The sequence below is a fragment of the Flavobacterium sp. LC2016-01 genome (assembly GCF_009711135.1).
Lineage (GTDB): Bacteria > Bacteroidota > Bacteroidia > Flavobacteriales > Flavobacteriaceae > Flavobacterium.
Map to the genome: position 1 here is coordinate 58,818 of NZ_WMIC01000013.1, position 17,739 is coordinate 76,556.

General features: G+C 33.7%; 16 protein-coding genes. 10 read left to right on the forward strand and 6 right to left on the reverse strand.

Annotated elements, in window-relative coordinates; all coding sequences use genetic code 11:
- Positions 1 to 53: 53 nt before the first annotated feature.
- Together GKZ88_RS21205 and GKZ88_RS21210 are read left to right on the forward strand one after the other, a co-directional pair.
- Positions 54 to 620 carry a DUF2306 domain-containing protein gene (locus tag GKZ88_RS21205; RefSeq protein ID WP_155104364.1) on the forward strand — a complete coding sequence of 189 codons (567 nt, stop codon included), beginning with the start codon at positions 54 to 56 and terminating at the stop codon, positions 618 to 620.
- The gene (locus tag GKZ88_RS21210) at positions 617 to 1,537 is read left to right on the forward strand and encodes a YARHG domain-containing protein (RefSeq protein ID WP_155104304.1); all 921 of its coding nucleotides are present in this window, start codon (positions 617 to 619) and stop codon (positions 1,535 to 1,537) included. Before GKZ88_RS21205 ends, GKZ88_RS21210 begins: the two co-directional genes overlap by 4 nt.
- Positions 1,538 to 1,713: 176 nt before the next feature.
- On the opposite strand, the gene GKZ88_RS21215 is transcribed toward GKZ88_RS21210, so the two are convergent.
- Positions 1,714 to 2,376 carry an RNA methyltransferase gene (locus GKZ88_RS21215; RefSeq protein WP_155104305.1) on the reverse strand — a complete coding sequence of 221 codons (663 nt, stop codon included), beginning with the start codon at positions 2,374 to 2,376 and terminating at the stop codon, positions 1,714 to 1,716.
- A gap of 239 nt (positions 2,377 to 2,615) precedes the next feature.
- Between GKZ88_RS21215 and GKZ88_RS21220 the strand changes: the two genes are divergently transcribed.
- From GKZ88_RS21220 to GKZ88_RS21235, 4 genes are all read left to right on the forward strand, one after another.
- Positions 2,616 to 3,923, forward strand: a complete 1,308-nt coding sequence (locus GKZ88_RS21220) for a BNR repeat-containing protein (protein WP_155104306.1) — start codon at positions 2,616 to 2,618, stop codon at positions 3,921 to 3,923.
- A 16-nt stretch (positions 3,924 to 3,939) separates the two neighbouring features.
- Positions 3,940 to 4,629 carry an NAD-dependent deacylase gene (locus GKZ88_RS21225; RefSeq protein WP_155104307.1) on the forward strand — a complete coding sequence of 230 codons (690 nt, stop codon included), beginning with the start codon at positions 3,940 to 3,942 and terminating at the stop codon, positions 4,627 to 4,629.
- A gap of 77 nt (positions 4,630 to 4,706) precedes the next feature.
- Positions 4,707 to 6,053 carry an adenylosuccinate lyase gene (gene purB / locus GKZ88_RS21230; RefSeq protein ID WP_155104308.1) on the forward strand — a complete coding sequence of 449 codons (1,347 nt, stop codon included), beginning with the start codon at positions 4,707 to 4,709 and terminating at the stop codon, positions 6,051 to 6,053.
- Between the two features lie 243 nt (positions 6,054 to 6,296).
- Complete coding sequence (locus GKZ88_RS21235; protein ID WP_155104309.1) at positions 6,297 to 8,534, forward strand: cation:proton antiporter; 2,238 nt, start codon at positions 6,297 to 6,299, stop codon at positions 8,532 to 8,534.
- A gap of 145 nt (positions 8,535 to 8,679) precedes the next feature.
- Here the strand turns inward: GKZ88_RS21235 and GKZ88_RS21240 are convergent, their stop codons facing one another.
- Both GKZ88_RS21240 and GKZ88_RS21245 read right to left on the reverse strand, forming a co-directional pair.
- Positions 8,680 to 9,318, reverse strand: a complete 639-nt coding sequence (locus tag GKZ88_RS21240) for a peroxiredoxin (RefSeq protein ID WP_155104310.1) — start codon at positions 9,316 to 9,318, stop codon at positions 8,680 to 8,682.
- A gap of 111 nt (positions 9,319 to 9,429) precedes the next feature.
- On the reverse strand, positions 9,430 to 10,341 hold the full coding sequence (locus GKZ88_RS21245; RefSeq protein ID WP_155104311.1) for an AEC family transporter: 912 nt from the start codon (positions 10,339 to 10,341) through the stop codon (positions 9,430 to 9,432).
- A 117-nt stretch (positions 10,342 to 10,458) separates the two neighbouring features.
- Between GKZ88_RS21245 and GKZ88_RS21250 the strand changes: the two genes are divergently transcribed.
- From GKZ88_RS21250 to meaB, 3 genes are all read left to right on the forward strand, one after another.
- Positions 10,459 to 10,866 carry an Rrf2 family transcriptional regulator gene (locus tag GKZ88_RS21250; protein ID WP_155104312.1) on the forward strand — a complete coding sequence of 136 codons (408 nt, stop codon included), beginning with the start codon at positions 10,459 to 10,461 and terminating at the stop codon, positions 10,864 to 10,866.
- 57 nt (positions 10,867 to 10,923) lie between these two features.
- Positions 10,924 to 11,565, forward strand: coding sequence for an NAD(P)H-binding protein (locus GKZ88_RS21255; protein WP_155104313.1), 642 nt, complete (start codon positions 10,924 to 10,926; stop codon positions 11,563 to 11,565).
- A gap of 158 nt (positions 11,566 to 11,723) precedes the next feature.
- A complete protein-coding gene (meaB, locus tag GKZ88_RS21260) occupies positions 11,724 to 12,821 on the forward strand; it encodes a methylmalonyl Co-A mutase-associated GTPase MeaB (protein ID WP_155104314.1) in 1,098 nt (365 codons plus the stop codon).
- Between the two features lie 76 nt (positions 12,822 to 12,897).
- On the opposite strand, the gene GKZ88_RS21265 is transcribed toward meaB, so the two are convergent.
- The 3 genes from GKZ88_RS21265 to GKZ88_RS21275 form a co-directional block, all read right to left on the reverse strand.
- Positions 12,898 to 14,835: an LTA synthase family protein gene (locus tag GKZ88_RS21265; RefSeq protein WP_155104315.1), complete on the reverse strand. Its 1,938-nt coding sequence runs from the start codon at positions 14,833 to 14,835 to the stop codon at positions 12,898 to 12,900.
- Between the two features lie 271 nt (positions 14,836 to 15,106).
- Entirely contained in the window at positions 15,107 to 15,334 is a 228-nt protein-coding gene (locus GKZ88_RS21270; protein WP_056196313.1) for a hypothetical protein, read from the reverse strand.
- 158 nt (positions 15,335 to 15,492) lie between these two features.
- Positions 15,493 to 16,878 (reverse strand): MATE family efflux transporter, encoded by a 1,386-nt coding sequence (locus GKZ88_RS21275; protein WP_347343906.1) that lies wholly within the window; start codon positions 16,876 to 16,878, stop codon positions 15,493 to 15,495.
- Between the two features lie 190 nt (positions 16,879 to 17,068).
- On the opposite strand from GKZ88_RS21275, the gene GKZ88_RS21280 reads away from it, so the two are divergent.
- Positions 17,069 to 17,587 (forward strand): hypothetical protein, encoded by a 519-nt coding sequence (locus GKZ88_RS21280; RefSeq protein WP_155104316.1) that lies wholly within the window; start codon positions 17,069 to 17,071, stop codon positions 17,585 to 17,587.
- The last annotated feature ends 152 nt before the right edge of the window (positions 17,588 to 17,739 follow it).

Genomic DNA, 17,739 nt, shown 5'->3' on the forward strand with positions numbered 1-17,739 from the left:
AGCTTTCGTTGCCTTTCTTAATGACATTGTGCTTTAGCTATTTTTTCATTTTAATGATCAAAATTACCTTTCAATACATCCCATTCAGGAATGATGTCGCTTTTCTTCAAATAAAACAGACGGAGGTTACCGAAATCCCTTTTTACACTACTTTCTTTTACATACATGTGTATTCGGCCATCTTTGTTTTACTTGCCGGATTTACTCAGTTTAATTCAGTATTACTAAACAAGAAACCTGTTGTTCATAGAAACATAGGCAAACTGTATGTGTTTATTATACTGTTTTTAAGTGCTCCCTCGGGTTTATTTATTGGCATTTTTGCAAATGGCGGTTTTTATTCAAAAATATCTTTTGTCACTTTATCAATCTTATGGTTTTACTTTACGCTGAAAGGTTTTTCAACCATTAAAAACAAAAACATCAAACTTCACAAGGCTTTTATGCTTCGAAGTTTTGCTTTAACATTTTCAGCTATAACCTTACGTTTTTGGAAGGTTTTTCTTGTATATTTGTTTCAACCTTCACCAATGGATGTTTATCAAATAATAGCTTGGCTCGGGTGGGTTCCTAATTTATTAATCGCTGAATATTATCTCTATAATCAATCCAAAAAATGAAAAACCTTCTTTATTTATTTGTTGCCATTTTATTATTTTCATGTAATTCTAAAGAAAAAAAAGACACTAAAAAACCTCATCTTTTAGCAGAAAACAAAGAAATAAGAACCTATTTATATGGTTCTTATGTAGGAACTTTTTTGATTGAAGAGCGAGATACTACAAGACCTGTTGTCGAGTATGCAAACACAATTAATATTTTAATTAAAAAAATTACCGAATCAGAAGTAATTGGTCAAAGAATTATTGATGGAAAAAGCAAAACTATAAAAGGTCAAATGACCAAAACAGGAAATACATTTTATTTTACACTTAAAGAATATGGAGATTCTAAAAATGATGGCGTCTTTAATTTTGAAATCCAAAAAGATACTTTACTGGTAGGAACTTGGACAGCCAATGACCCAACAAGAGAAGTAACTAAAAGGAAATTCACGCTTGCTAAAAGAGAATTTAAATATGACCCGAATTTCATGCTTCCTGAAGACGATGTGTATGTTGATTATGTAAATCCTAAAAAAGTGGAAGAACAAGAGCAAACGGAAGAACAATCACAGGATGAAATTGAAAAAGATTCGATAAATGAAGAAGACGAATATGAGTCCAGTTCTGAGCTTTTCAGAGCTGCATCAAGTGCTATTTTAACGATCAATTCTTCAACAACCAAATTAGAAGAAAGTCAATTAAAGAATTTAAAGAAACTGGATTTAGAAATTCTGAGAAATACCATTTTTGCCCGACATGGTTATGCTTTCAAATCGAGCACGATTCGTCAATTTTTCGAATATGTACCATGGTATGTTCCTATTTCAGAAAATGTCAACAATCAATTAACCGAAACTGAAACGCAAAATATCGCATTATTAAAACGCTTTGAAAAATACGCCACAGATAATTATGATACTTTTGGAAGATAATTTTAGAAAAAATTCTAAGATACTAAGATGCTAAGTTTCTTTGAAGCTAAGCATCTTTAAAAAAACCTCAGCTAGACCCACTGTAGTGTTTCTAGCTGAGGTTTTTCTATAAAACAATATTTTGAGAAATCTTAGAATCTTAGGAACTCAGAACCTTAGAAACTTAAAAAAAACCTTTATTTTGGATTTTCCTCATAATAACGCGCTTCGATTCGCTTAATATCTTTTATAGAATTTCTCGCCCAAGCCAAACGTTTTTCTAGAATTTCTTCTTCAGACAATTGCCATTTGATATCCGAATTACGTAATCTATTTGTCAGGTTTTGAATAATGATTGCGGCTGACACAGAAATATTTAAACTCTCGGTAAAACCGACCATCGGAATTTTCAAGAAACCATCAGCTTTTTCTAATATTTCTTCAGATAATCCGTCTCGTTCTGTTCCAAAAAATAAGGCGCTTGGTTTTGTAATATCAAAATCTTCCAACAAACAGTCATTTTCGTGCGGTGTAGTCGCAATGATTTGATAGCCTTGATTTTTTAAAGTCGAAACACAATTTGTAATCGAATCGTATTGATTGATATCTACCCATTTTTGGGCTCCCATTGCGATTTCTTTATCTATTCTTTTTCCATAACGCTGCTCGATTACATTCAGTTCTTGAATTCCGAAAACCTCACAACTACGCATTACAGCACTTGTGTTATGCATCTGAAAAACATCTTCTACAGCAATAGTGAAATGTTTTGTTCTGTCTCCAAGTACTTTTAAAAATTTTTCTTTGCGGTTGTCCGTTAATATATTTTCAAGAAACGCCAGGTAATCTAAATCAATCATTTCGTTTATGTTTCCGGCAAAAATAATAATATTTTGCCATATCGGACAAAACCCATTCAGTAGCAATATTATTTCAGCTAAACAATTTTATTTTAAAATTACATCTTCATTTTAAGTCTTTCATAAATTAAACTGGTATGGTTTGGCTGGTCAATCTTTACAAATCGGTTATTTTTACTGATTCGGGAAAACAACAAAATTCCGTTTCCTATTAACTACTATCAAAAACCAACCTTTTAATGAAACCGCATTTTTACAAAATCTTATTTCTTATATCGCTGAGTTTATCTTCCTGCGCCTCAAAACATAATACAGAAATTCCTGTTGGATATGGCTGGAGCAGCAATTCTATCAATACGGTCAAATTCAGAAAAAACGCTTTAACCACTTTCAAAAATTTTCAGTTTATAGCCTATTATGATAATGAAGGTTATGTTATTTTAGGCAAAAGAAAATTGAAAACCACAAATTGGGAACTTGTAAAAACACCTTTTACAGGAAATATAAAAGATGCCCATAACACGATCAGTATTGCTGTTGACGGAGAAGGATATTTGCATTTAAGCTGGGATCATCATGACACCAGACTTCGCTATGCAAAAAGCAAATTGCCTTTGAGCTTAGATTTAGGAAAAGAAGAATCGATGACAGGAAATGCCGAACAAAAAGTAACGTATCCTGAATTTCACAATTTACCAAATGGAAATTTAGTATTCTTTTACCGTTCTGGTGCTTCGGGAAGAGGAAATATGATTATTAATTCTTATTCAGTAAAAGACAAAAAATGGACACAAATCCAAAGTAATTTAGTAAATGGCGAAGATCAGAGAAGCGCTTACTGGCAGGCAAAAGTAGATAAAAAAGGTACAATTCACCTTTCATGGACTTGGAGAGAAAGCTGGGATGTCTCGACCAATCATGATATTTGTTATGCCCGCTCAGAAGATGGCGGTTTGACTTGGAAAAAATCAAATGGAGAAAAATACACTTTGCCTATAACTATCGCTTCTGCAGAAATTGCATGGAAAATTCCAGAAAAATCGAGTCTGATTAACCAAACTTCGATGACTGCCGATGAGAACGGAAACCCTTATATCGCCAATTATTGGAACGAAAATAATATTCCGCAATTTCAGATTGTGTATTTGGAAAATGGCGTTTGGAAAAAAACAAACACAGCATTCAGAAAAACTTCTTTTTCCTTAGGCGGCGGAGGCACAAAAAAAATACCGATTTCCAGACCGGATTTAGTAATTCAAGAAAAAGGAAAAAACCGAAATTTATATCTTCTTTTTAGAGACAGCGAAAGAGAAAATAAAGTTTCGATGACCTACACTAATTTGAGCAATAATAGTGAATGGAAAATAATTGACTTAACCACAGCATCCATAGGTGAATGGGAACCGAATTATGATATTTCACTTTGGGAAAAACAAAAAAAACTTCATATCTTTCTTCAAAATGTGAATCAGGTTGACGGAGAAGGTCTGGCAAAATCAGAACCCACAATGGTAAGGGTTTTAGAAGTAAACCATTTGCCTGAATAATACAAATATTAGAAAAATGAAAAAGAAACTTGTCGTTTTAACCGGTGCCGGAATTAGTGCAGAAAGCGGTATCAAAACCTTTCGTGACAGTGACGGTTTATGGGAAGGTCATGATGTTATGGAAGTTGCAACTCCAGAAGGCTGGCATAAAAATCAAGAATTAGTTTTGGATTTTTACAACAAAAGGCGTCAGCAATTAAAAGAAGTAAAGCCAAATTTAGGTCATATTATTTTAGCCGAATTAGAAAAAGATTTCGACGTTCATGTTATTACCCAAAATGTTGACGATTTGCATGAACGCGCCGGAAGCACAAAAGTTTTGCATTTGCACGGTGAATTATTAAAAGTAAGAAGCATTAGAGATAAAAATCTGATTTTAGATTGGACTGAAGATTTATATACTGGCGATTTTGATGCAAACGGACATCAATTGCGACCACATATTGTTTGGTTTGGCGAAGAAGTTCCTGCTCTTGAAGAAGCAATTGACATTACAGAAACAGCAGATTATTTTGCTGTAATTGGCACTTCACTGCAAGTTTATCCTGCGGCAGGCCTGATTGCGTATGCGTCAAGCACAACTCCTGTTTTTTATATTGATCCGAAACCAATTGCGATTCCGAATATTCGAAATAAAGTAGAAACGATTGCCAAATTTGCATCAGAAGGTGTTGCCGATTTGAGAGCGCGCTTAAATTCATTTTGAATGTATAAATGCTCTTTTAATTACTTCTAATCGCTAAATTCTGTTTATATTTGCACCTTTCGAAAAACAACATAACAATGACTACTCTAAACGAATTGAATGCTATATCACCAATTGATGGAAGATATAGAAATAAAACTCAAAATTTAGCACCTTTTTTCTCTGAAGAAGCTTTAATAAAATACCGTGTTTTGGTTGAAGTGGAATACTTCATTGCTTTATGCGAAATTCCATTGCCACAGCTTTCTGGCGTGAATTCAAATTTATTTGACAGCTTAAGAAATATCTACAAAAATTTCTCGACTGAAGATGCGCTTTGGATTAAAGAAACAGAGAAAGTAACCAACCATGACGTAAAAGCGGTTGAATACTTTATTAAAGATGCTTTTGAAAAACTAGGTTTATCACAACACAAAGAGTTCATTCACTTCGGATTAACATCTCAAGATATTAATAATACTGCTATTCCGCTTTCTACAAAAGAAGCTTTTGAGCAAGTTTATATGCCATCCTTAATTTCTGTAATTTCTAAATTGAAAGAATTAAGTGTGGAATGGAAAGACATTCCAATGTTGGCACGCACGCACGGACAGCCAGCTTCTCCTACTCGTTTAGGAAAAGAAATTTTGGTTTTTGTGGAGCGTTTAGAAGAGCAGATGCGTTTGTTGTTCAACGTTCCGTTTGCAGCTAAATTTGGCGGTGCAACTGGAAACTTCAATGCACATCATGTTGCTTATCCTCAAATTGACTGGAAACAATTCGGGACTAAATTTGTTGAAACTGATTTAGGTTTACAACATTCTTTTCCAACAACACAAATTGAGCATTACGATCACTTTGCAGCGTTTTTTGATGGTTTAAAAAGAATCAACAATATCATTATCGATTTAGACCGTGATATCTGGACGTATGTTTCTATGGATTATTTTAAACAAAAAATCAAAGCTGGAGAAATTGGTTCATCGGCAATGCCACATAAAGTTAATCCAATTGATTTTGAAAATTCTGAAGGAAACTTAGGAATTGCTAATGCTATTTTCGAGCATTTATCAGCGAAACTGCCAATTTCAAGATTACAGCGTGATTTAACAGACAGTACTGTTTTAAGAAATATTGGAGTTCCAGTAGGACACACGATCATTGCTTTTGAAGCAACTTTAAAAGGTTTGAATAAATTGCTTTTAAACGAAAGCAAATTTGCTGAAGATTTAGAGAGAAACTGGGCAGTTGTTGCTGAAGCTATTCAGACTATTTTACGTCGTGAGGCGTATCCAAATCCGTATGAAGCTCTAAAAGGTTTGACAAGAACAAATGAAGCTATTGATAAAAATGCAATTCATAATTTTATTGCGACTTTAGAAGTTTCTGATGCGGTTAGAGCTGAATTAATGCAAATAACTCCTAGCAATTACACAGGAATTTAAAGAAAACCTAAAATATTTTCCCAAAAAAAAGCTATCTTTATCGAGATAGCTTTTTTTATTAAATCTGATTGGAAAACTAGCCCAGACTGAAATGAAAAGCCTTTTGCTCGAAAAACTATATTTTTTTGTTGTTACAGAGCGACCAGCGGAAGCTCCTGTAACGGCGTTAAAAATATGTTTTTTGAGCAAAAGCTTGAAATGTAAGGCTGGAAATAGCTCCTGAAACTAAAATACCACTTCTATATGATTGCCTTAAACGCCGCTGCTGAAACTACACACCATTTGCAACCTTTAATCAGCGACTTAGGATTAATCCTGATGACCGCTGGAATTGCTGTGCTCATATTCAAAAAAATGAAACAGCCATTGGTGTTAGGTTACCTGATTGCAGGATTTTTGGCCGGAAACCATTTCGATTTTTTCCCTTCCATAACCGATATGAAAAGTGTCGAAGTATGGGCCGAAATTGGTGTTATTTTTTTACTTTTCAGTTTAGGACTTGAATTTAGTTTTAAAAAACTGATGAAAGTGGGAGGCACTTCTTCCGTCACCGCCATCACCCAGATTATATTTATGACATTGATTGGTTATTTAGTGGGCCAATGGATGGGCTGGGGAAAAATGGACAGTATTTTTCTTGGCGCTACCCTTTCAATTTCTTCCACAACCATTATTATTCGGGCATTTGATGAATTGGGTGTAAAAGGAAAAAAGTTCGTTGGAATTGTTTTTGGAGCGCTGATTGTCGAGGATATTGTGGCCATTTTGATGCTTGTTTTGTTGTCAACAATTGCGGTTAGCGATCAAATCTCTGGAACAGCATTATTGCAGTCTGTTTTAAAATTAGTATTCTTTTTGATCATATGGTTTTTAGGCGGGATTTTTATTATTCCTACTCTTCTAAAAAAAGCAAAACATTTATTAAGTGACGAAATGTTGCTGATTATTTCGCTTGCCTTGTGTTTGATGATGGTAATGTTTGCGGCAAATGTTGGTTTTTCACCTGCTTTGGGCGCTTTTATTATGGGTTCAATTATTGCCGAAACCACTCAGGCCGAAAAAATAGAACATTTGATTAAGCCCGTAAAAGACTTATTTGGAGCTGTTTTCTTTGTATCTGTCGGGATGTTGATTAATCCGGTAACTTTAGTTGATTTTGCGCTTCCTGTTTTGATTATCACCTTGGTTACTATTTTTGGAAAAGCACTAAGTTCTGCAACTGGAGCTTTATTGTCTGGTCAGCCGTTGAAACAATCCGTACAAACCGGAATGAGTTTAGCACAGATTGGGGAATTCTCTTTTATTATTGCTACACTCGGAATGACGTTGAAAGTTACAAGCGATTTCTTGTATCCAATAATTGTAGCCGTTTCGGCAGTTACTACATTTACGACGCCTTTTTTAATTAAATATTCAGAATCTTTCGCTTTATATTTAGAACAGAAAATGCCTAAAAGATGGGTTAAAAATATTAATCGTTATAGCGTGAACGCGCAGGCAATTAAATCGGTGAGTACATGGCAAATTGTTCTGAGAGCTTCGGTCACACAAATTATACTGCATACCATAATTATTACAGCCATAATTTTATTATCGTCGAAATTTGTTGCGCCTTTAGTGGCTGATACCCGATTTGGAAACACACTTGCTGCTTTAATAACTTTAGTAATAATCGCACCATTTTTATGGGCACTTTCGCTTCGCAGGGTAAAAGTTGATGAAGTCGAAATTTTATGGGAAGAACGCAAATACCGTGGGGCACTTTTAATGCTGATCTTAATTAGAATGAGCCTTGGTTTATTTTTCGTCGGATTTCTGTTGAATATTTTCTTTTCACCTTTAGTCGCTTTTGTTGCTTTGATCATTGCCATTGGAGCGTACCAAATTTTTCCGAAAAAATTAAACGAACAGTATCATAAAATTGAAAATCATTTTCTGAAAAACCTGAATGATCGTGAAAACAAAAAAATCGACAGACGTTATGCTAATTTAATGCCGTGGGACGGTCACATGTCCTTTTTTGATATTGGAAAAGAATCGAACTTGGCAGGAAAAACACTTGAAGAACTGAGAATTCGCGAACAGCTCGGAATTAATATTGCAGAAATAAAACGAGGCGATATTACCATTCCAATCCCGACTAAAAATGAGCGTTTATTTCCAGGTGACGAAATTTGTGTAATTGGTACGGATGCTCAAGTAACCGAATTTGCAAAATATCTAAATCAAAACGAAATCGAAGCTCGAGCTGAAGTTGAACAATCTGACATTGTATTGCGTCAATTAGAGGTTTCTCAAGAAGAATTTATTCAAAAAAGCATTGGTCAATTTAGAGGAAAAACGGGCGGTTTGGTCGTTGGAATTGAAAGAAATGGAAACCGAATCTTAAACCCTGAATCAAATATTATTTTAAGCCAAAATGATATTATCTGGGTTGTGGGAGACAGAAAAAAAATGAATGAGTTGACTAAGAGAAGCTAAGTTACTGAGATTCTAAGATTCTGAGTTTTATTCGTAGTGTCTTTCGGCTTGCTTCGAAAAAAAAGCGTTAAGATTTCAATTATGAAATCTTAACGCTTTTTATATTAAAAAACTTAGAATCTTAGTGTCTCAGTATCTTAGAATCTTATTTATTCGGTTGTGGCGTCAATCTTAAATAAGGCTTAATTGGTGTATGTCCTTTTGGGAATTTTGCCGGAATATCACTATCTGGAATTGCTGGCGCTATGACAACATCTTCACCATCTTTCCAGTTTGCTGGAGTAGCAACGCTATAATTTGCAGTTAACTGTAAACTGTCAATTACACGAAGCAGTTCGTCAAAATTTCTTCCTGTTGAAGCTGGGTAAGTAAGTGTCAATTTGATTTTTTTATCGGCACCAATCACAAAAACAGAACGAACAGTAAATTTGTCACTCGCATTTGGGTGAAGCATATCATAAAGCGTTGCTATTTTTTTATCTTCATCGGCAATAATCGGGAAATTAACCTCTGTATTTTGAGTTTCATTAATGTCTTTAATCCACTCTAAATGCGATTGTAAACCATCTACACTCAAAGCAATAACTTTCGTATTTCTTTTAGAAAATTCCGGAACATAGTTCGCTACAGTTCCTAATTCAGTTGTACAAACCGGAGTAAAATCTGCTGGATGCGAAAATAAAACGCCCCATGAATCACCTAAATATTCGTGAAAATTGATTGGTCCCTGCGTGGTTTCTGCATGAAAATCTGGAGCTATATCGCCTAATCTTAATGTTGACATAATTTATATTTTTTAGTTCCTCTAAAATTAACTAAAAAAAACCTTTAGAAAACACGTTCGAATTAAAAAAAAGTTAAAATTCTACATTATCTATCTAGTTAGTATTTTATTTTAAATAAAACCAACTATGAAGTACCAAACAGCAAGGGTTATAAAGGAAATTGGGATTCCGAAACCAATCATCATACTGCTTAATTTTGGCTTTAAACCATAGGTAGAAGCAAGAATTGCACCCGTAATCATAGGTGCCATTGCAATTTCTATAATTGTAATTTTTATCGCTTCTGAATGCTGATTAAAGATAAAAACATACAAAATGAAAATGATAAGCGGCGTTACAATAAGTCGGAATAAAAGTCCGAGTTGTAAAAATTTCCAATGTCTGCTTTTTCGATCAAATGTCAATTGCAATCCTACTGAAAATAAAGCCAATGGCGTAACCAAACTTCCTAATTTCAATAATAAAGTTTGAATATTTACATCTAAATTGTAATCAGAAATATTCAAGAAACATGCAACAACAAAGGTAATAAACGGCGGAAAAAAGATGATTTTCTTAGCAATACTTTTAAAATCAGGACTTCCTTTAGAATAAAATGCTGCCACAAAAACACCTAAAGTCGAAACCACAACAAAAGTCCCCGGCTGATCTACCAAAACTGCAGTTTCTAATCCTTTTTTCCCAAATAAAGCTTCTACAATTGGATAACCTAGAAATGAAGAATTACTTAATCCGGCTGTTAGAACCAAACAACCAATCAATTTATTTGACCAGCCTAATCGTCGCCCTAAAAAATGAAAAAACACAAAAGCCAGAAAAAAGCTAATCCACCCCGCTCCTATTGGAAACAGCAGTTCATTGCTCCATTTTATCTTCGGAATATGGTATAAAGTAATAGCAGGAAGACATACGTAAATAACAATTTTATTGATTGTCTTATAGATATGAGTTGGAAATCGCTTTACATTTTGTAAAAGCAATCCTAAAAATAAAAAGAAGAATATTATAATAAAGTTGTTCATATCAAGGCTTCAGGACAAAAATAGGGATTTAAAAATTGTTAGAAGAAATTAATTTTTAGTTAAAATTATTTTTTGTGTTATAAAACTCATTACATTTGTAACATATTTTATTACAGTATGCTTTCAGGTAAATTTGCCATAACGATTCACATTCTTACTCTACTCAATAAATTCCCAAATGATTATTTATCATCAGAATATATTGCGGGGAGTATTAATTTAAATCCGGTTTTGGTTCGAAAAGAAATTGCAAACCTAAAAGCACATCATATTGTAGAAAGTAAAGAAGGAAAAAATGGCGGAACAAAATTGGCCGTAGATTCATCTAAACTGACATTAAAAGAGATTTTTGAAATGACTTTTGAAACTATTAATTTGGGTTATGCCAAAAATCAGCCGAATCCAGATTGTCCTGTTGGAAAAAAAATCAATCAGAATCTGGATGCTTTATATGCAGAAATGAATCAAAAAGTGAGCGCACAATTGGAAGAAATATCCTTAGAAGATTTTTCGAACCAATTTTAGAACTATTTTTTTATACAAAACTGTAACATTTTTCATTACTAAATAAATTTATATACTATGAAAATAGCAATTATTGGAGCTACAGGCTTCGTTGGAACAGCAATTTTAAACGAATTAGCAGGCAGAAATCAGGAAATTACTGCTATTGCAAGAAACCCAAAAGACACTTCTGGCATTAACTGGAAAAGCGCTGATATTTTTAATGTTAACGAATTGGCAGAAATTTTAAAAGGAAATGATGCTGTTATTAATGCATATAATTCTGGATGGACAAACCCTAATATTTATGATGATTTTATTGCCGGATCAAAAGCAATTCAAGAAGCGGTAAAAAAATCGGGCGTAAAACGTTTTATTACAATTGGCGGTGCAGGAAGTTTATTTGTAGCTCCAGGCTTACAGGCAGTTGATACTCCAGATTTTCCAAAAGAATTTTATGCAGGAGCAACTGCAGCAAGAGATTATTTAAATATCTTAAAAGAAGAAAAAGAATTAGACTGGGCCTTTTTTAGTCCGGCTTTTGAAATGCATCAGGGAATTACAACAGGAAGAACTGGTAAATACCGTTTAGGTTTAGAAAATCCTGTTTTTAACGACGAACAAAGAAGTATTTTATCTGTAGAAGATTTAGCGGTTGTAATTGCTGATGAAGTAGAAAATCCAAAGCATCATCAAGTTCGTTTTACGGCTGCTTACTAATTTTTTTTAAAGATACTAAGGTTCTAAGATGCTAAGATCCTAAGTCTTTTTATCTTCATCATATAATACATATTTTAACAAAAAACAGTTTCTTAGGTACTAATCTACTTTTGAAACTGTTTTTGTTTTCAGTACTTTTACAATATTAAAAAAGTATTTTGTCAAGTGTAAAGAAACAGTCGAGCAGTTTAACTGAAAAAGCTGGGATTTCATCTCCTGAAATCACCAATGTTTCGGCTATAAATGACATTAAAAACAAACGCAGACAACAGCCTTCAGCATCAGAATTAATTTCTGAAATTCTTTCGGGAAACAGAACTGCCTTAAGCCGCGCAATTACAATTATTGAAAGTACCAATCCGGAACATGCGACAAAAGCAGAAGAAATGATAAGCGGCTGTTTACCTCACGCAAATAAATCAATTCGAATAGGAATTACGGGCGTTCCCGGCGTTGGTAAAAGTACTTTTATTGAAGCTTTTGGAACTTATCTGACGCAATTAGGAAAAAAAGTGGCTGTTCTTGCCGTTGATCCAAGCAGTTCGATTTCGCATGGAAGTATTTTAGGCGATAAAACCAGAATGGAGGAATTGGTAAAAGACGAAAATGCTTTTATTCGTCCGAGTGCTTCTGGAGAAAATTTAGGCGGCGTTGCACGTAAAACAAGAGAAACCATTATTTTGTGTGAAGCTGCAGGTTTTGATACTATAATTATTGAAACTGTTGGTGTTGGTCAAAGCGAAACTGCCGTTCACAGTATGGTTGACTTTTTTCTTTTATTGAAAATTTCAGGTGCCGGCGACGAACTTCAAGGTATTAAACGCGGTATTATGGAAATGGCAGATGCTATTGTAATCAATAAAGCCGACGGAGACAATATCAAAAAAGCGAATCAAGCGAAACTCGAATTCAATAGAGCGCTACATTTATTTCCGCCAAAAAAATCAAACTGGCAGCCAAAAGTAACAACTTGCAGTGCCATTACTAAAGATGGAATTTCAGCTATCTGGAATACCATTTCTGATTATTTAGAACTGACCAAAGGAACAGGATTTTTTCAGGAAAAACGACATGAACAAAATCAGTTCTGGATGATGGAAACCATCAATGAACAATTAAAATCAAACTTCTTCAATAAACCTGAAATCATTTCGCTTTTAGAACAAAATAAAAAAGCAGTGCAAAATGATGAAATTTCACCTTTTGCAGCTGCTTCTGATTTATTAAAATTTTATTTTGATAAAGGGACAAAGTGACAAAGGTTCAAAGTGGCAAAGTATTTTTCTCTGCTTCTTTAAACCTTTGTCACTTTGTTACTCTGAACCTTTGTAACTATTTTTTAGTTCTAAGCTTATACTTATTTTCTCTATATAAATTTCCTGCCGTAATTACATGAGCCAAAGCATCTTTTGCTAATTCTTCATTTAATTTTACCGGAATTAAAGTCGTGTCGTTTTTGATTTCAAATTGCAGAGGTTTCAAATTTGGTTGCATAATCACAACTTGGTTTTCGACTCTAAAAGCGTTGATATCATTAAACTGCATAATTGATCTTCCTTGTACTTTTGGATCTAATTTACTTAGGTTTCTGCCTACCATTGGGGTTTCAAACGGAATTCCTAAATAACTTAATAATGTTGGCGGAATATCAATCTGGCTTGCCAATCGATCATAAACTGCGCCTTTTGGAACACCTGGTCCCATAATAAATGCCGGAATATGGAATTTATTTATTGGCACTAAATTTTTTCCGTATGTTCTTGTATTGTGATCTGCGATTACAATGAAAATGGTGTTCTTGAAATATTCTTCTTTTTTGGCCATTTCAAAAAATTTACCAATTGAGAAATCGGCATATTTCATGGCGTTGTTTACTGTTGCCGGTTTTTTATCGTAAGGTTTTATTCTTCCTTCCGGATATTCAAATGGTTCATGATTTGAAGTCGAAAACATCAAAGAAAAAAATGGCTTATTCCCTTTTGATTTGAAATAATTATTGGCTTTCGTCACCAAATCTTCATCAGAATAACCCCAAGTTCCTTTAAAAGCATATTTATTTCCATCTGACTCAAAATCAGTTTGATCTACAATATCACTAAAACCATTTCCGTTGAAAAATGAAGCCATATTATCAAAATTAGCCATTCCTCCGTATATAAAACTGGTATCATAACCTTTATGTTTTAAGGCATCGGCAAGTGTAAAAAACCCTTGCTGCGAGTTTCCTAGTCGAACAACACTTTCAGATGGAGAAGGCAAAAATCCAGTTACAACCGCTTCAATTCCGCGTACGCTTCTGGTTCCTGTACAATATAAATTGGTAAACAATAATCCTTCTTTTGATAATTTATCAAATTCTGGCGTCAGCGGTTTTCCTCCTAAAATTCCAACATATTCTGCACCTAAACTTTCTTGTAAAAATATCACCAGATTGTATGGCTTTTTCATAACAGAATCAGGCTGTTGTACATGCAAAAACGGAATTTCAGCATCGGTAAAATCATTTGGACCCGCTATCATGTATTTTTTTACACGTGCAATGGCTTCGGCTTCATCCATTTTACCATACATTTTTGTGTTTCCTTCGTTCTTAATCGAATAAGCAGCAAAAGCAACCGTGTAAAATGAGTTTAACCCTAACGTATTCGTTAATTGATCTGATGAAAAAACAGCATTACTGGCATTAATAGGGCGTTTTGAAGTAAGACTTGAACGCGCTCCAAAAAACAATAAAAAAGCAAGTAATGGAAAAACCATTAATTTGAATTTATATTCTGAATTACTTGTATGAAAATGCTTTTTTCCTTTTTTGAAGGCAAAATAAAGCACCACTCCAAGAATTAAAAAAGTCACTATGATTGAAGTCAGATAACTTTTTAAAAGCATTCCGATAACTTCTTTTGGATAAATAAGATAATCTAGGAAAATTTTATTTGGACGTGTATCGTATTGTTTTACAAAATCGGGTGAAGCCAATTCTACAAAAAGAATCAGAAAAAGAAATAAGAAACTGTAAATTACTAAAAACTTATTGGTGAATTTCAGCCATTTATTTGGAAGAAAAGTAATTAGAACAGCCGGCAGAAATGACAAATAACAAAGCAAAATCAAATCCATTCGCAAACCAATTGGAAAAATATACCAAAAATCTGGGGTCTGCTCTACTCTTTCTTTAAAAATAAGAAATAAAAAAAATCGGCTTAAAGTGGTAATCAGCAATCCGATTAATATAAAATTGAAAATAGGTTTTAAATAACTTAATTTTTTCATTAGATGATTTGCATTATTTTTTTTGGTTGAAACAGGGATAATATAGAGCCGTAAGTTTTTTATTTCACGCAGATTTTAAAAGATTTAAGCAGATGTATGCAGCGATTTTTATAGCAAATTTTAAAATTAAATCTGCTATAATCTGCAAAATCTGCGTGAAAAAATCTTTACAATCTGCTATTGCGAGAAATTTTCGGTGTTAAATAAAAGATCGGTACATAGAAGACGCACTGCTGTGCGCCTCTACATATGCACCTATATCCTTTTGTATTTACTCTTCGTAACGGTTTATTTCTCTGTCGTAAAACTCGTTTGCTTTTTCAATCAAGCCTTCCATTTCAGCATTTAATTCTGCTTCGTCAAGATCTTCGGCTTCTTCTAAAAATTCAACCTCATCATCTTTTAAATTGATAATAAAGCGAGGATAATCAAGATGAACGATGAAGATATCATCTGGAAAATCAGTATTGTCTCCAAGTAAAAATTTAGGTAATTCCATTTTATATAAGTTTATTTTAGATTTTACAATTGTCTGCTAAACGGGCTAGTTTTTTTGCCACAGATTTCACAGATTAAAAGGATTTTATTTAAAAAGTTAAACACTTAAATCAGTGTTAATCTGTGAAATCTGTGGCTAATATAATTTACACTTCAAATTTAGCTATTTGAAACTGAATTCGTGATTAATCTCTTTGTTAAGTAATGAAAGCGAATGTACAGAAAAATAGCTGCTGCTGTTAAACCTGCCAAAAGCCCAATCCAAACTCCCTGTGCTTTCAGTTCTGTGTATTCTCCCAGATAATATGAAATTGGAAAACCAATAATCCAGTACGCCACAAAAGTAATATACATGGGAATCTTGACATCCTGCAAACCGCGCAAAGCGCCCAAAACGACAACCTGAATTCCGTCAGAAATTTGAAAAACTGCCGCAATTAAAAGCAATTTTGATGCAATACTGATTACTTCGCTATTATCCAGCACCTGTCCAGTATTTTCCATATTTAAAAAGATGTACGGCAAATATTGGTGAAAAACGATAAACAAAATTGCAAAAACAGTTTCGAGTATAACCGCCAACAGGAAAATAGATCTTGCTACAACAACCAGTTTTTTATAATCCATTAAACCTCTTTGGTTACTGACTCTGATCATCGAAGTTACACTTAATCCCATTGCGAACATAAATGTCATGGAAGCTAAACTCAAAGCAATTTGATTTGCCGCCTGACTTGTTTTCCCAATATTACCACAAAGCCAAACCGAAGCAGAAAATAAAACTACCTCAAAAAGCATTTGCATTGCAGATGGAAATCCAATGCTAATTATTTTTTTTATGGTTGCTTTTTTTATTTCGCTAAAACTGAAATCCTTGAAAAATCGTTTTAAGTCATTTCGTCTGGAAAGCATAATATGCATGAACATTACGAGAAATATTCTTGAAATTACAGTTCCAAGCGCGGCACCTATAATTCCCATTTTAGGAAAAATCCAAATTCCGTAAATCAACATGTAATTGATTCCTACGTGCAAGACATTAGCCATAACCATTGCGTACATCGAATATTTTGTAAGCGATAATCCATCGGCAAATTGTTTATAACCTTGGTACACTATTAGAGGAATTAGTGAAAAAGCAACCCAGTCCAGATAGGGTTTTGCCAATGTAATTACATCAGCAGGCTGATCCAGCATTTCCATTATTGGCTTTGCCAAAACAATTATCCCAAAAAGACACAATCCTAAAATCGTACATAAAAATAGACCATGATGAAATGCAGAACGAATTTTGACATCATTTTTCTCGGCATCTCCTTCGGCAACAATTGGCGTAATTGCTGTCGAAAAACCAATTCCTATTGACATTGCCACAAAAATCATCGTATTTCCCAATGAAACTGCTGCTAATTCAGTAGCTCCAATTTTACCTACCATAATATTGTCGACCATACCTATTAAAGTATGCCCAACCATTCCTAAAATTACAGGATATGCCAGTTTTAAATTATACGAAAACTCCTTAGTGTATTGCTTTAAATTCACTTCTATTTTTATTTAGTCGGCAAAGATAATCAGAAGCGATGAATTCTGTCCTATCAATAAAAATATATCCCATTTTTAAGGCAAAATTAAGCACACCCTAATATTATGTAACGATTTTTAAAAATTATATAACAAGCCCAAAAGCCCTTGATTATACTTTTACATTATTAATAATTCAAAAATATTTGCCATGAAAAAATTACAAATTATCTGCCTCGCTGCATTTGCTTTTTTATCCGCTAACACAACTTTCGCTCAAGACAACGCAGCAACAAATTACGATCAGGGTTTTAAATTAGGTATTGGTTTAAACGGAGGAATTCCAACAGATAATGACTATGATTGGTCACTTGGAGGAGATGTTCGTTTACAATATGATTTATCGAAAAGAACATCATTAACCTTAACAACAGGTTTTACTAATTTATTTATGGGTAAAGATGATCTTGGAAATAACATCAAAGATCTTGGATTTATTCCTGCAAAAGCTGGTTTTAAAGCTTTTATTTGGGAAGACCAATTTTACGTTTTAGGTGAAGTAGGTGCCGGTTTTGCAGTGACAAATGGTTATGACAAAACTACTTTTTTATGGGCGCCGGGAATTGGATACGCTACTAAATCTATCGATTTGAGCGTACGTTACGAAGATTATCACGATTTCAAAACCAATCAGGTAGCATTGCGTGTTGCTTATGGTTTTGACTTATAAAAATTAAGGTTTAATTTATTTTTTGTTTTTGGTATGAACCCGGCAGATTGCACAGTCTGCCGGGTTTGGTGTTTTTATAGAATAGTAAACCCGACAGGTTTTAAAAACCTGTCGGGTTTGTTTTAGATTTTGATTAAGAAATCTTTGTCAAA

Coding starts and splice junctions, on each gene's coding strand:
- GKZ88_RS21205 (WP_155104364.1), top strand. CDS start 54: ATGATCAAAATTACCTTTCAATACATCCCATTCAGGAATGATGTCGCT.
- GKZ88_RS21210 (WP_155104304.1), top strand. CDS start 617: ATGAAAAACCTTCTTTATTTATTTGTTGCCATTTTATTATTTTCATGT.
- GKZ88_RS21215 (WP_155104305.1), bottom strand. CDS start 2,376: ATGATTGATTTAGATTACCTGGCGTTTCTTGAAAATATATTAACGGAC.
- GKZ88_RS21220 (WP_155104306.1), top strand. CDS start 2,616: ATGAAACCGCATTTTTACAAAATCTTATTTCTTATATCGCTGAGTTTA.
- GKZ88_RS21225 (WP_155104307.1), top strand. CDS start 3,940: ATGAAAAAGAAACTTGTCGTTTTAACCGGTGCCGGAATTAGTGCAGAA.
- purB (WP_155104308.1), top strand. CDS start 4,707: ATGACTACTCTAAACGAATTGAATGCTATATCACCAATTGATGGAAGA.
- GKZ88_RS21235 (WP_155104309.1), top strand. CDS start 6,297: ATGATTGCCTTAAACGCCGCTGCTGAAACTACACACCATTTGCAACCT.
- GKZ88_RS21240 (WP_155104310.1), bottom strand. CDS start 9,318: ATGTCAACATTAAGATTAGGCGATATAGCTCCAGATTTTCATGCAGAA.
- GKZ88_RS21245 (WP_155104311.1), bottom strand. CDS start 10,341: ATGAACAACTTTATTATAATATTCTTCTTTTTATTTTTAGGATTGCTT.
- GKZ88_RS21250 (WP_155104312.1), top strand. CDS start 10,459: ATGCTTTCAGGTAAATTTGCCATAACGATTCACATTCTTACTCTACTC.
- GKZ88_RS21255 (WP_155104313.1), top strand. CDS start 10,924: ATGAAAATAGCAATTATTGGAGCTACAGGCTTCGTTGGAACAGCAATT.
- GKZ88_RS21265 (WP_155104315.1), bottom strand. CDS start 14,835: ATGAAAAAATTAAGTTATTTAAAACCTATTTTCAATTTTATATTAATC.
- GKZ88_RS21270 (WP_056196313.1), bottom strand. CDS start 15,334: ATGGAATTACCTAAATTTTTACTTGGAGACAATACTGATTTTCCAGAT.
- GKZ88_RS21280 (WP_155104316.1), top strand. CDS start 17,069: ATGAAAAAATTACAAATTATCTGCCTCGCTGCATTTGCTTTTTTATCC.